Origin of the sequence: Pseudoalteromonas sp. Isolate3, from assembly GCF_022398505.1 — a bacterium.
In the GTDB taxonomy this organism is placed as follows: domain Bacteria; phylum Pseudomonadota; class Gammaproteobacteria; order Enterobacterales; family Alteromonadaceae; genus Pseudoalteromonas; species Pseudoalteromonas apostichopi.
Genome location: NZ_JAKEVN010000002.1, coordinates 33,825 through 46,325 on the forward strand (window position 1 = coordinate 33,825; position 12,501 = coordinate 46,325).

Sequence of the window (12,501 nt, forward strand, 5' to 3'; positions counted from 1 at the left end):
ACAGCGGTGCTTGCCGCTGTTATTTTTTTTGTGCCATCATTAAGGGATTGCTCACTGATAATAAGAATACTGTGCTAAAACTTTTTAAATTTATCCTTCCCCCGCTTTTCACTGGTTTAGGCATTGCCTTTTTAGTGGTGTTATTTAGCCCAAGTCTTCGTAGCACGTTGTTACCTGACATGAATTTACCAGTAGCAATGTCATCAGAACACATGAGCTTTGCTGATGCGGTACAAAAAGCAGCTCCATCTGTGGTCACTATTTTTTCAGAAAGTATTTCGAATCAACCTCGCTATAAACGACAAAATACAGTTCAAGCTCTAGGCTCTGGCGTGATCATGACCCAAGATGGCTATATTTTGACTAACTACCATGTAATAAAAAATGCCGACCTAATTATAGTCACACTCTCTGATGGCCGTCGTTTTTATGATGTACAAGTGATTGGCTTTGATACGCAAACAGATTTAGCACTGTTAAAAATCAGCGCCGAGCACTTACCGAAAATCCCGGTGAACGATAAATTTAAACCGCGTGTTGGTGATGTAGTATTAGCGATTGGTAACCCGCTTAATTTAGGCCAAACGATTACCCAAGGTATTATAAGTGCCACAGGCAAACAGAACTTAATCGATAGCCCTTACAGTAGTCTATTACAGATGGATGCAGCGATTAACGTAGGCAACTCAGGTGGCGCGTTAGTCAACTCACGGGGTGATTTAGTAGGTATCACGTCGGCGCAGTTTAAAACTCACGAGAACCTCGATATTCAAGGTATTTTCTTTGCAGTACCTTACTCTATTGCCAAAGATGTTATGGATAAGCTGATCAAACATGGTCGTGTAGTACGTGGTTATTTAGGATTTAGTGGCACAGGTATCGATAGTACAGGTAAGGATGTAAGCGACAATTTTACACCCGTTGCGGGGATGCGCATTTCTCAACTTGATCCATTTGGCCCAGCTTGGAAAGCAGGCATTAGAGAAACGGATATTGTTATTAAAATTGGTGGTATTCCTGTAGCAAATCCACAACAAGTACTTGAGAAACTTGCCAACACAGAACCTGGTAAAGAGCTTGAATTTGAAATTTACCGCGATGGTAAAATTTTAAAAGTAATGGTGACCGTAGCAGAGCTCGAAGACGAGCAATAATACCAATTCGCTTAATAAAGTGGTCTATTTTGAGGCAATAAAACCTCGTTGATAACAAGGCAAAAGTTTCGTTATTTAGTTGTTCTAAATCAGAAATTTTTAACGCAGGTAGCGACAGGTTTAATCCCTCAAAATGATTAAGCATTATTGCGGATTGGTATAATTACAGAGACATACAGATATAAAAAAGGCCTAACATTCGTTAGGCCTTTTTTATAAGTATTTAGCGATTAGCTAGAACGACGTTTAATGTTTGCACCCAGTGCACTCAACTTGTCTTCGATACGCTGATAGCCACGATCTACGTGATAAATACGGTCAACAATGGTCTCACCTTGAGCAACGATACCGGTAAGGATGAGACTTGCAGAAGCTCGTAAATCAGTTGCCATTACTTGCGCGCCAGATAGGCTTTCGGTATCACCACAAATTGCCGTATTACCTTCCAAGCGGATATTTGCGCCCATACGCTGTAATTCAGGCACGTGCATAAAACGGTTTTCGAAAATCGTTTCTGTGATTGTTGCACTGCCCTTAGCCACCACATTCAAGGCTGTAAATTGCGCTTGCATATCGGTAGGGAAACCAGGGTGTGGCATGGTCTTAATGTTCACCGCTTTTAATTCACGGCCACGCATATCAAGATAAATGCTGTTATCAGTCACTTCAACCAAAGCATTGGTAGCACGCAGCTTTTCAATCACAGGATCAAGGCTATGGTGATCAGTGTTTTTACAAAGCACTTCACCGCCAGCCATTGCCGCCGCGACCAAAAAGGTGCCTGTTTCAATGCGATCGGGAAGAATGCTGTATTCACAGCCCGATAGTGATTCGACACCTTCAATTTCGATGCGGCTTGTGCCTGCCCCGTTGATCTTCGCCCCCATCGCAATTAAGCAATTTGCCAGATCAGTTATTTCAGGTTCACGGGCTGCATTTTCAAGTACAGTTTTACCATCAGCCAGCGTAGCTGCCATTAGTAAGTTCTCTGTTGCGCCAACACTGACCATCTCCATAAAGATTTCAGCACCTTTTAAGCGTCCATCCACCTTGGCATTAATGTAGCCATTTTCGACCTTAATGATAGCGCCCATGCGCTCAAGGCCTTGAATATGGATATCAACCGGACGGGCACCAATCGCACAGCCACCAGGCAGTGAAACCTGCGCTTCACCAAAACGAGCAACCAAAGGGCCTAATGCTAACACTGAAGCACGCATTTGCTTAACCAGCTCATACGGAGCAAGGGTTTTATCAACCGTCGCGCCATCAATGATTAGCTTATCTTGTTGCCACTCAACATTGGCGCCCAGCGTTTTTAATAAGGCTTCTGTGGTGCCGATATCGCGTAAACGAGGAACATTACTAAAAGTACTTTTACCCTGTCCTAAAAGTGCAGCAAAAAGAATTGGAAGAGCGGCGTTTTTCGCGCCCGAAATAGTGACTTCACCTGCCAGCGAGGTGCCACCTTGAATAACAAATTGATCCATGAGGAGGCCCTGCGACTATTGAGGTAAAATGAATTTTTGTTCGCGTTTCCATTCAGTCGGTGTAAACGCTTTGATAGATACAGCGTGGATTGTACCGTCTGAGATTGTTGACATTAACGGAGCATAAACCAACTGCTGCTTCTTCACGCGAGATAAGCCATCAAAACACTCACCAACAGCAATCACTTCGTAGTGGCTACCATTTGCTTTAACAATCACTTCATCTAGTTTTAGTTCGTCGCGTAATAACGTTTCGACTTGGCTTGTTTCCATAAATCTCACTCAAATAGGTTTGTGACCTGACCCAACTGCATCAAGTTTTGCAATTGTTCAGGGCTATTTTGCAGTTCAAGGTGAATACCTTGCTGCTTTAACTCTGCGAAAGAGTGAATTAACCAAGCTAAGCCCGCCGTGTCAACCCTAGATAACCCAGAAAGGTCAAAATACCATGTTTTATGGCTAGAATCTGGCTTGACGTTCAGAAGGCGTTCACGGCCAATTGAATTTCGAGTCAGTTCACCACTGACTCGAAACTGGTTATCTTCAAGTTGAGTAATCTCGACTTTACTCATCGCCACCATTACCTCTAAATTGCACTGGCAGTTGGCTCTTCTGCTCAAGTATGTCACTAACATAATCTAGACCATGTTGGCGTAAAATACCTTGTAATTCACTTTGTTTAGCATCAAGCAAACTAATACCTTCTGCAATCATATCGTACGCGCCCCAGTCACCACTGCGGTCTTCACGTACTTTAAAGTCGATTCTGATATCAGGTTTACCGGCTTCAACAATTTTGGTTTTAACGACCACCACGTCTTTACCCTTAAATGGTTGTGCCGGAGCAAACTCAACACTTTGGTTAGTGTATTGAGTAAACACGCCAGCGTAGGTGGCAATTAAATACTTTTGGAAAACGTCGATAAAGCGTTGTAGTTCCTTAATCGCTTTCGCTTTTTCATCTTTATCTTCGATTGCACGCACCTTCGACACATGATTACCAAGCACACGTAGTGCAGCATATTTATAATCAATGTAAGGCATCAACTCTTCTTCAACGATAACACGTAAATGCTCTTTGTTTTTTGCAATAATCGGTTGATCTTTAGTAATACGTGCAAAGGTATTATCAGACACCGTACGTACCATTTTATACGGGTCTTTTAAATCAACCGCAGGCTCAGCAGCATGTGTGTTAAGTGAAAACAACACACCAATACACAATAAAAACTTCTTAAACATAATTACTCACCACCTTGGTTGAATAAGAACTGACCAATTAACTCTTCTAAAACAAGCGCTGATTTTGTATCAGTAATGTAATCACCATCTGAAAGCGCTTTGCTTTCAACACCAAATAAATCATCTAAATCTGAATCATGCTCACTTGCAGTTACATCCTCACCCATACAGCGTTGCTCAGCAGACTCAGCTGCAATAACAGGATTAATGCCTAAGTACTGCTCACCTAAAATACCTGATGTTAAAATTGAGATAGATGTTGTGTCTGAAAATTTACATAAATAATTTGCATCAATCGCCATGTTAACGACTGGCACAAACTCTTTCGGGTGAATGAAAATAGACTCAACTCGACCAACAACAACACCACCTACTTTAATAGGTGCTCTGGCCTTTAAAGAGCCAATGTTTTCAAACTTTGCATTTAGTTGGTAAGTTTCACCGCTACCACTAATACCAGCATTGGCAACTTTCAATGCTAGTAATGCAAATGCAGCGATACCAAGGGCTACAAAAAAGCCAACTAAAATTTCTAATTTCCGTGAATTCATCTTTATACCCTAATTAGCTGGTAAACATTACCGCGGTTAAAATAAAGTCAAAACCTAATACTGCCAGTGACGAGTGCACTACGGTCTCTGTTGTCGCTTTACTGATACCTTCAGAAGTCGGAACACAGTCATAGCCTTTGTAAAGAGCGATCCAAGTCACAATCATGGCGAATACAAAACTTTTAATTATGCCGTTAACAATATCTTGTTGGAACGACACTTGTGCTTGCATAATTGACCAGAAGCTACCCGAGTCAACACCTAGCCAATCAACACCAACTAAGTGAGCACCAATAATAGCAACTGCCGAAAAAATCAGCGCAAGCAATGGCATACTAATAAAACCAGCCCAAAAACGCGGCGCAATAATACGCTTAAGTGGGTCGATTGCCATCATTTCTAGACTTGATAATTGCTCAGTGGCTTTCATTAAACCTATTTCAGCAGTAAGCGCACTACCCGCCCGCCCTGCAAACAGTAACGCTGTTACTACGGGACCTAATTCGCGTAACAAACTTAATGCCACTAAAGGCCCTAAGCTATCTTCTGCACCATAACCTACTAGAACGGTATAACCCTGCAGAGCGAGCACCATCCCGATGAATAGGCCTGATACCATGATGATTAAAAGAGATTGCGAGCCCACCATATATAATTGGCGAACAAGTAAAGGCGTGCCTTTTTTGAAGTTAGGCATATTCACTAATGCGCCAAACAACATTTGTGTTGAACGACCAAGAGCAGCAAACCGGCCTAGCGTCTTGTGACCTAACTTCTGAAATAGATCAAGCATTGTGCACTCCCAATAACTCTTTATCATAAGCAGGAGCTGGATAATGGAACGGCACAGGCCCATCAGACAAGCCGTTTAAAAACTGCTGCACTAGCTCAGATTGATGATTTTGCATTTGTTCAGGTGAACCTTCCCCTATCACCCCCTGATCAGCGATGATGATAACGTGATCAGCAATGCTCAAAACCTCAGTCACATCATGAGTTACTATAAGTGATGATAAACCTAACACCTCATTAAGTGATTTAATTAGCTTTACTAACACCCCCATTGAGATAGGGTCTTGGCCAGCAAAAGGTTCATCGTACATAATCAGTTCAGGGTCCAGAGCAATAGAACGCGCAAGGGCTGCACGGCGAGCCATACCACCAGAAAGCTCAGACGGCATTAAATCTTGTGCACCACGTAAACCGACGGCTTGTAATTTCATTAAAACGACAAGACGAATTAAATCTTCGCTAAGTTGAGTATGTTCGCGCAAAGGAAAGGCGATATTGTCAAACACTGACATATCGGTAAATAAGGCACCGCTTTGGAACAGCATACTCATTTTGGTACGGGCAGCATAAAGTTCCTTGCGAGTCATGCCAGGAATACTGTTGCCTTCAAATAAAATGTCACCAGAATCAGGCTTAAGCTGACCACCAATTAAGCGTAACATGGTGGTTTTACCAATGCCGCTCGGTCCCATGATAGCGGTTATCTTGCCTTTCGGAATGTTAAAACTCATATTTTTATATATGATTCTATCGCCCCGTGAAAAGGTTACATCCTTGATTTCTACTATTGATTGCGACAAGTCGCTCTCCATAACTTTTTTCACTAGTTTTGCCATTTTAAGGGTTTTTTAGTCAATATGGAAAAAACAAATCGTAAAATTTTGTAATATTTCCTATCAATAAATTCTAAAGCTAGCTGCAAAGAACTTAATCACACCTGAAATTTAGATTCCTCGCCCAGCACGCTTTATGCTTGCCAGCTCATTCTTTTACTTATACTTTCAGTTTCGCTTTTGTTACTATTTGCAGTCATCTGTATAAGTAATGTTGGCGTATCACAATGGTGACTTCTTTTGTCATTTTAATTATTGGTTTTGCTGCACTCGTTTGGAGTGCCGATCGGTTTGTTTATGGGGCGGCTGCACTCGCAAAAAACATGGGGATCCCCACCCTAATCATTGGTTTAACCGTAGTAGCTATGGGCTCATCTGCGCCTGAAATGATGGTATCAGCATCAGCAGCTCTAGCTGATAAAACAGATACTGCAGTAGGTAATGCGGTTGGTTCTAACATCACCAATATCTTACTTGTACTTGGTGTTACTGCTTTATTGCGTCCTCTTTCAGTATCATCTTTGACGCTTAAACGCGAAATGCCACTCGTACTGTTAATCTCTGTAGCAGCTTGGTATGTGTTTTCAGATAACTATTTTTCATTCACTGAGGGCATTGCATTGATGGTTGCCTTTGCTGTATTCATTGGTGGCTTAGTGATCGTCTCACTGCGCGCGAAAAACCAAGATGATCCTTTTGTCAGTGAAGCATGTGAAGATGTCCCGAACGACGTGAGCACAAAATCAGCCGTATTTTGGTTAGTCATCGGCATGATTTTATTACCTATTAGCTCGCATTTTTTAGTTGGGTCGGCGGTTGATATTGCAAAATATTTTGGTTTATCTGATCTCGTTATTGGCTTAACCATCATTGCCATTGGTACCAGCTTACCTGAGCTAGCAGCCTGTATTGCCGGGGTTCTAAAAAACGAAGACGATTTAGCACTGGGTAATATCGTTGGCTCAAATATCTTCAATTTACTCGCTGTATTACCACTTGCGGGCATTATCAACCCTTCAATTATTGACCCTTCTGCGGCAAACCGCGATGCACTTATTATGATTGCAGCAACCGTTGTATTGATGGCCATGTCATTGAACTTTAAAGGTGCTCGTCGTATCAATAGAGTAGAAGGTGGCTTCTTGTTAGTCGCATTTATTGCATATCAGGGCTATATTTTTAGCCAAATAGGATAATCAATGACACAACAAAGCTTTATCGCGCAAGGTAAGCGCGTACTCGAAATTGAAGCACAAGCCTTACAAGAAATTGAGCAATATATAAATCAAGATTTCGATAAGGCTTGTCAATTAATGTTCCAGTGTACAGGCCGTATCATTGTTATCGGTATGGGCAAGTCAGGCCACGTTGGTAATAAAATTGCGGCGACCCTTGCAAGTACTGGTACACCCGCATTTTTTGTTCACCCTGGTGAAGCAAGCCACGGTGATTTAGGCATGATCACTCATGATGATGTAGTGATGTGTATTTCTAATTCTGGTGAGACCAGCGAAGTACTAAGCATAATTCCTGTTATTAAGCGCATTGGCGCAAAGATGATTTCACTAACAGGCAATCCAGATTCAACCATGGCAAAGCTATCTGATGTCCATGTTTGCATTAAAGTAAGTAAAGAAGCATGCCCGTTAGGCCTAGCACCAACTGCTAGTACAACAGCAACATTAGTTATGGGCGATGCAATAGCCGTTGCGTTACTTGAAACGCGTGGTTTTACAGCTGACGATTTTGCACTTTCGCATCCTGGTGGCAGTCTAGGTAAACGTTTATTACTAACATTAGATGATGTTATGCACGCAGGCGATGCCACCCCAATCGTTAACGAAACGCAAAGCATTAAAGATGCGTTAATTGAAATGTCAGCCAAGGGCCTTGGTATGACTGCGGTAATAGGTGCAGACAAAAAGTTAGCCGGATTATTCACCGATGGTGATTTACGCCGTATTTTAGAGCAGCGCATTGATATCCATAGTACTGCTATTAGTCAAGTGATGACTCGTTCATGTACTACTGCGCGCCCTGACATGCTTGCAGCTGAGGCATTGAACATTATGGAACGTAAACGTATCAATGGTTTAATTGTGGTAGATCATAGTAATACGCCTATTGGTGCCCTTAATATGCAAGACCTATTAAAAGCAGGAGTTCTTTAAGCAATGACATTCGCCGAGCTTTACCAGCCTCTTAGCCCTGATGTGAGTCAGCGCGCACAAAAAGTAAAATTGCTAATCTGCGATATTGATGGTGTTTTTTCTGATGGCCGAATTTATTTAGGCAATGATGGCGAAGAACTTAAAGCATTCAATACAAAAGATGGCTTTGGTATTAAAGCGCTCATAAATAGTGGTTTTGAAGTGGCAGTCATTACTGGCCGCCATTCACAAATAGTTCAGCAGCGAATGACTAGCCTAACAGTTCAGCACATTTATCAGGGACAAGAAGATAAGCTAATTGCTTATCAAGAGTTAAAGGATAAACTGGGGCTAACTGATGAGCAAATTGCCTATATTGGTGATGATGGTCCAGACTTACCAGTAATGGAAAAAGTAGGGTTTGCTGTTGCTGTTAACGACGCACACCCACTAATTAAAAAGCTGGCTCATTACACCACATTATTACCAGGTGGCTTTGGAGCCGTGCGTGAATTAACTGATTTACTGATGTTAGAAAACGGTAAGCCGTTAACTAGCGATGGAACCAGCGCATGAATATAGCCCGTATTTTACTGAGTGTTGTTTTTGTTTGTTGCATGGTGTGGTTGTGGTATCCGTACTTTAATCAATCAGCAGACACAATAACTAGTGAAGACGAGATCATTGCAACGCCTGATTACACTGCGGTGGCGTTAAAGCAAACTGCTTATGACGAGCAAGGAAAAATCAGTCATAAAGTAGCTGCGGCTAAAATGGAGTTGTATCAACAATTAGGGTTTACCTTTTTTGAGCAACCTGTATTTACTATTTATGGCGACCAGCAGGTTTGGCAAGTAAAAGCCAAAGAAGCCACTTTATACGAAAATGATCAGCTGATTTTTGAAGGGGATGTAGTTGCTAAAAACTTAACCCATAACGGTATGATCGAAGATATAAAAGCAGAAAACATTAATGTCGACATTAATAAAATGACCATGTTTTCAAAGCAACCTGTAACACTAACGGGACCGAATTTAAAGATTACCGGTAAAGGCTTAAAAGCCGATTTAAAAACCGAAATTGTTGAGTTAACTAACCATACACGAACCATATACTATGACCAATAAACTGAAGAAATTACTCCTGATCCCAAGCTTATTGATTGCGTTTTCCGGCACCGCTGCCGAGCAAACTGGCGCACAAATTAGCATTAGCTCAGATCGCCAAGTTGGTAAACTAAAAGATGGCGTTGGCATATTTGAAGGTAACGTAGAGATCGTGCATGGTAATCGTCGTATTACAGCAGAACGTCTTGAAGCACACGGCGGTGATACCGAAGGTACAGTAGAGCTAATTATTGCAACAGGCAAACCAGCTTACTTCGAAGAAAAACAAACGGATGGTTCCGTAATGAGCGCCAGTGCTGAAGAAGTTCGTTATGATGTTGCGAAACGCTTCTTAACCTTAAACGGTGAAGCTGAAGTTACCCAAGCTGGTCAAAAAGTAACAGCGAAAAGCATTACCTATGATATGGCTCAGCAGCTTATCAGTGCTGAAAAAGACGAAAACTCATCAGATCGTGTACACACTATTTTAGTACCTGTTGAAAATAAAAAAGACAATAAAGGCCAACCATGAGCACATTAAAAGCAGAGCTTTTAGCTAAGAGCTACAAAGGCCGCCAAGTGGTTAAAAATGTCGGTCTGGAAGTTGAAGCAGGCAGTATTGTTGGCTTGCTTGGCCCAAATGGTGCTGGTAAAACCACGACTTTTTACATGATTGTAGGCCTAGTTCCGAGCGACAAAGGTAAAATTAGCATCGATGATAACGATATTACCCTTTTGCCAATGCACAGCCGTGCGAGGTTGGGTATTGGTTATCTACCGCAAGAATCTTCGATTTTTCGAAAGTTAACAGTTTACCAAAACTTGATGGCTATTTTAGAGACTCGTAAAGATCTAAATAAAACCACGCGGGAAGAAACTCTAAATAGCTTATTAGATGAATTTAGCATCCAACACATCCGTGATAGTCAAGGTATGGCTCTATCTGGTGGTGAACGTCGCCGCGTTGAAATTGCTCGCGCATTAGCCGCTAATCCTAAATTTATCCTTTTAGATGAGCCTTTTGCTGGTGTTGATCCAATTTCAGTGTTAGATATAAAGAAAATTATTGAGCACCTAAAAAATCGTGGTATTGGTGTACTAATTACTGACCATAATGTTCGAGAAACCCTTGATGTTTGTGAAAAAGCCTACATTGTTTCTCATGGGGAGCTAATTGCATCAGGCACACCTGAGCACGTATTAGCTGACCAAACTGTACGCGATGTTTATCTAGGCGAGCAATTTAGGCTGTAACCATTACGCCACCGACTAGAGCATCTGCTAGACTTATAACAATGACAATAAATCGATAATAACTTAACTGTCTTTGCACAGTTATCGATAACTTAAAAAAAGGATTGTTAGGGATACATGAGGCAATCATTACAGCTGCGCATGGGCCAGCAACTTACAATGACTCCACAACTGCAACAAGCTATACGTTTGTTGCAGCTCAGTACATTGGATCTCCAACAAGAAATTCAAGAGGCGCTAGATAGTAACCCTTTACTTGAAGTGGAAGAAGCGGATTACAACGAAGAAAGCATCGGCAAAAATGAGCAAAAAGCTGAATCTGACGATGTGCAAGTCAGCGCTTCTGCAGACGAAGCACCTAGCGAATATGAACAAGAAAGCAGTGATGCTCTAAATAAAGACACTGTAAGTGACGATTTAGCTATGGATGTTACATGGGATGAGTACATGAGTGCCGCTCCATCAACATCATCAGGGCCAATGCCAGAAGATGAATCTATTTATCAAGGTGCATCGACCGAAACCCTTCACGAATACCTTATGTGGCAATTACAGCTAACTCCCTTTAGTCCGACTGATGAAGCGATTGCTGTGGCAATTGTTGAGGCTATCGATGACTCTGGTATTTTAACGGTAAGCTGTGAAGATATCGTCGAGAGCTTTAATCAAAATAGTGATGAAGAAGAAATCGAACTTGATGAAGTCGAAGCGGTCCTAAAGAGAATTCAATTGTTTGATCCTGTCGGTATTGGGGCGCGTAGTTTACAGGAATGCCTGTGTATTCAACTTCGCCAATTCGATGCAAACACGCCATATTTAGCTGAAACTAAAATGGTTTTATCTGAGCATATCGAATTATTAGCGAGTCGCGACTATCGAACTTTGATGAAAAAGACTAAGCTTAAAGAAAATGAGCTTAAAGAAGTAATGACGCTAATTCACAGCTTAAACCCTAAGCCTGCGGATAGCATAGTACGCGAAGAGTCTGAGTACGTCATACCTGATGTATCAGTGAAAAAAGTAAAAGGTCGCTGGGTGGTTGAGTTAAACCCAGATAGTATGCCAAAGATTAGAGTGAACAGCCAATATGCGGCTATGTCTCGCTCTGTTAAATCAAGTAGCGACAGCCAATTTATTCGCTCTCACTTACAAGAAGCAAAGTGGTTTATTAAGAGCTTAGAAAGCCGTAACGATACACTATTAAAAGTGACCAACTGTATCGTTCAACAACAACAAGCTTTCTTTGAGCATGGCCCAGAAGCAATGAAGCCGATGGTGCTAAATGATGTTGCTGAAATGGTCGAAATGCATGAATCGACGATTTCACGAGTAACAACGCAAAAATATATGCATACCCCTAGGGGTATTTTTGAGTTGAAATATTTCTTCTCAAGCCATGTCAGCACTGAAAATGGTGGTGAGTGTTCTTCAACAGCAATACGCGCTTTAATCAAGAAGTTAGTCGCTGCAGAAAACTCGGCTAAACCATTGAGTGATAGCAAAATTGCAGATATATTGGCTGAGCAAGGAATTAAAGTAGCTAGACGTACAATTGCAAAATATCGTGAGTCTCTAGCAATACCTCCGTCTAATCAGCGTAAGAGTTTGATTTAGACGTTTTACATAGAAGGAAAAATGCTTATGCAACTAAATTTAACTGGTCGTCATGTAGAAATCACTGATTCATTAAGAGACTATGTAAACACCAAGTTTGCGAAACTAGAAAGGCATTTTGACCATATTAATAATGTTCATGTCATTCTAGATGTAGAAAAATTAAGCCAAAAAGCAGAAGCAACTTTACATGTAAACGGAGGCGAATTGTTCGCTTCTACAGAACATCAAGATATGTACGCAGCCATTGACTCGTTGATCGATAAGCTTGATCGCCAAGTCATTAAACACAAAGAGAAATTAGCTCGACATTAA

The 12,501-nt window shown here is 41.5% G+C and carries 16 protein-coding genes; 9 read left to right on the plus strand and 7 right to left on the minus strand.

The genetic code is table 11. The features are described from left to right. Positions 1–71: 71 nt before the first annotated feature. Positions 72–1,154, plus strand: coding sequence for a trypsin-like peptidase domain-containing protein (locus L1D46_RS00950; protein WP_130049822.1), 1,083 nt, complete (start codon positions 72–74; stop codon positions 1,152–1,154). Between the two features lie 230 nt (positions 1,155–1,384). On the opposite strand, the gene murA is transcribed toward L1D46_RS00950, so the two are convergent. From murA to L1D46_RS00985, 7 genes are read right to left on the minus strand one after another with little or no spacing between them, the layout of a single operon-like run. Further along, a complete protein-coding gene (gene murA, locus L1D46_RS00955) occupies positions 1,385–2,644 on the minus strand; it encodes a UDP-N-acetylglucosamine 1-carboxyvinyltransferase (RefSeq protein ID WP_130049823.1) in 1,260 nt (419 codons plus the stop codon). A 15-nt stretch (positions 2,645–2,659) separates the two neighbouring features. Next, positions 2,660–2,917 carry a BolA family protein gene (locus L1D46_RS00960; protein WP_054554171.1) on the minus strand — a complete coding sequence of 86 codons (258 nt, stop codon included), beginning with the start codon at positions 2,915–2,917 and terminating at the stop codon, positions 2,660–2,662. 5 nt (positions 2,918–2,922) lie between these two features. Next, entirely contained in the window at positions 2,923–3,216 is a 294-nt protein-coding gene (locus tag L1D46_RS00965; protein WP_130049824.1) for an STAS domain-containing protein, read from the minus strand. After that, positions 3,209–3,886: an ABC transporter substrate-binding protein gene (locus L1D46_RS00970; RefSeq protein ID WP_239976563.1), complete on the minus strand. Its 678-nt coding sequence runs from the start codon at positions 3,884–3,886 to the stop codon at positions 3,209–3,211. Before L1D46_RS00970 ends, L1D46_RS00965 begins: the two co-directional genes overlap by 8 nt. 2 nt (positions 3,887–3,888) lie before the next feature. Then, complete coding sequence (gene mlaD / locus L1D46_RS00975; RefSeq protein ID WP_130049826.1) at positions 3,889–4,437, minus strand: outer membrane lipid asymmetry maintenance protein MlaD; 549 nt, start codon at positions 4,435–4,437, stop codon at positions 3,889–3,891. A gap of 13 nt (positions 4,438–4,450) precedes the next feature. After that, positions 4,451–5,230 (minus strand): lipid asymmetry maintenance ABC transporter permease subunit MlaE, encoded by a 780-nt coding sequence (gene mlaE, locus L1D46_RS00980; protein WP_130049827.1) that lies wholly within the window; start codon positions 5,228–5,230, stop codon positions 4,451–4,453. Further along, entirely contained in the window at positions 5,223–6,041 is an 819-nt protein-coding gene (locus L1D46_RS00985) for an ATP-binding cassette domain-containing protein (RefSeq protein WP_167658743.1), read from the minus strand. The genes mlaE and L1D46_RS00985 overlap by 8 nt, the downstream gene beginning before the upstream one ends. Before the next feature lie 248 nt (positions 6,042–6,289). Here L1D46_RS00985 and L1D46_RS00990 point away from each other — a divergent pair, with 248 nt between their 5' ends. The 8 genes from L1D46_RS00990 to hpf all read left to right on the plus strand — a co-directional run bounded on the left by L1D46_RS00990 (position 6,290) and on the right by hpf (position 12,501). Beyond that, entirely contained in the window at positions 6,290–7,258 is a 969-nt protein-coding gene (locus tag L1D46_RS00990) for a calcium/sodium antiporter (RefSeq protein WP_130049828.1), read from the plus strand. 3 nt (positions 7,259–7,261) lie between these two features. Further along, on the plus strand, positions 7,262–8,233 hold the full coding sequence (locus L1D46_RS00995) for a KpsF/GutQ family sugar-phosphate isomerase (protein ID WP_130049829.1): 972 nt from the start codon (positions 7,262–7,264) through the stop codon (positions 8,231–8,233). 3 nt (positions 8,234–8,236) lie between these two features. Then, positions 8,237–8,788, plus strand: coding sequence for a 3-deoxy-manno-octulosonate-8-phosphatase KdsC (gene kdsC / locus L1D46_RS01000; RefSeq protein ID WP_054561100.1), 552 nt, complete (start codon positions 8,237–8,239; stop codon positions 8,786–8,788). Then, entirely contained in the window at positions 8,785–9,339 is a 555-nt protein-coding gene (gene lptC, locus L1D46_RS01005) for an LPS export ABC transporter periplasmic protein LptC (protein WP_130049830.1), read from the plus strand. The genes kdsC and lptC overlap by 4 nt, the downstream gene beginning before the upstream one ends. Beyond that, positions 9,329–9,850: a lipopolysaccharide transport periplasmic protein LptA gene (gene lptA / locus L1D46_RS01010; RefSeq protein ID WP_130049831.1), complete on the plus strand. Its 522-nt coding sequence runs from the start codon at positions 9,329–9,331 to the stop codon at positions 9,848–9,850. The genes lptC and lptA overlap by 11 nt, the downstream gene beginning before the upstream one ends. Next, positions 9,847–10,572, plus strand: coding sequence for an LPS export ABC transporter ATP-binding protein (gene lptB / locus L1D46_RS01015; RefSeq protein WP_062566533.1), 726 nt, complete (start codon positions 9,847–9,849; stop codon positions 10,570–10,572). The genes lptA and lptB overlap by 4 nt, the downstream gene beginning before the upstream one ends. Positions 10,573–10,689: 117 nt before the next feature. Beyond that, positions 10,690–12,186, plus strand: coding sequence for an RNA polymerase factor sigma-54 (locus L1D46_RS01020; RefSeq protein ID WP_130049832.1), 1,497 nt, complete (start codon positions 10,690–10,692; stop codon positions 12,184–12,186). A 27-nt stretch (positions 12,187–12,213) separates the two neighbouring features. After that, on the plus strand, positions 12,214–12,501 hold the full coding sequence (hpf, locus tag L1D46_RS01025; RefSeq protein WP_036971325.1) for a ribosome hibernation promoting factor: 288 nt from the start codon (positions 12,214–12,216) through the stop codon (positions 12,499–12,501).

Coding starts and splice junctions, on each gene's coding strand:
- murA (WP_130049823.1), bottom strand. CDS start 2,644: ATGGATCAATTTGTTATTCAAGGTGGCACCTCGCTGGCAGGTGAAGTC.
- L1D46_RS00960 (WP_054554171.1), bottom strand. CDS start 2,917: ATGGAAACAAGCCAAGTCGAAACGTTATTACGCGACGAACTAAAACTA.
- L1D46_RS00965 (WP_130049824.1), bottom strand. CDS start 3,216: ATGAGTAAAGTCGAGATTACTCAACTTGAAGATAACCAGTTTCGAGTC.
- L1D46_RS00970 (WP_239976563.1), bottom strand. CDS start 3,886: ATGTTTAAGAAGTTTTTATTGTGTATTGGTGTGTTGTTTTCACTTAAC.
- mlaD (WP_130049826.1), bottom strand. CDS start 4,437: ATGAATTCACGGAAATTAGAAATTTTAGTTGGCTTTTTTGTAGCCCTT.
- mlaE (WP_130049827.1), bottom strand. CDS start 5,230: ATGCTTGATCTATTTCAGAAGTTAGGTCACAAGACGCTAGGCCGGTTT.
- L1D46_RS00985 (WP_167658743.1), bottom strand. CDS start 6,041: ATGGAGAGCGACTTGTCGCAATCAATAGTAGAAATCAAGGATGTAACC.
- L1D46_RS00990 (WP_130049828.1), top strand. CDS start 6,290: ATGGTGACTTCTTTTGTCATTTTAATTATTGGTTTTGCTGCACTCGTT.
- L1D46_RS00995 (WP_130049829.1), top strand. CDS start 7,262: ATGACACAACAAAGCTTTATCGCGCAAGGTAAGCGCGTACTCGAAATT.
- kdsC (WP_054561100.1), top strand. CDS start 8,237: ATGACATTCGCCGAGCTTTACCAGCCTCTTAGCCCTGATGTGAGTCAG.
- lptC (WP_130049830.1), top strand. CDS start 8,785: ATGAATATAGCCCGTATTTTACTGAGTGTTGTTTTTGTTTGTTGCATG.
- lptA (WP_130049831.1), top strand. CDS start 9,329: ATGACCAATAAACTGAAGAAATTACTCCTGATCCCAAGCTTATTGATT.
- lptB (WP_062566533.1), top strand. CDS start 9,847: ATGAGCACATTAAAAGCAGAGCTTTTAGCTAAGAGCTACAAAGGCCGC.
- L1D46_RS01020 (WP_130049832.1), top strand. CDS start 10,690: ATGAGGCAATCATTACAGCTGCGCATGGGCCAGCAACTTACAATGACT.
- hpf (WP_036971325.1), top strand. CDS start 12,214: ATGCAACTAAATTTAACTGGTCGTCATGTAGAAATCACTGATTCATTA.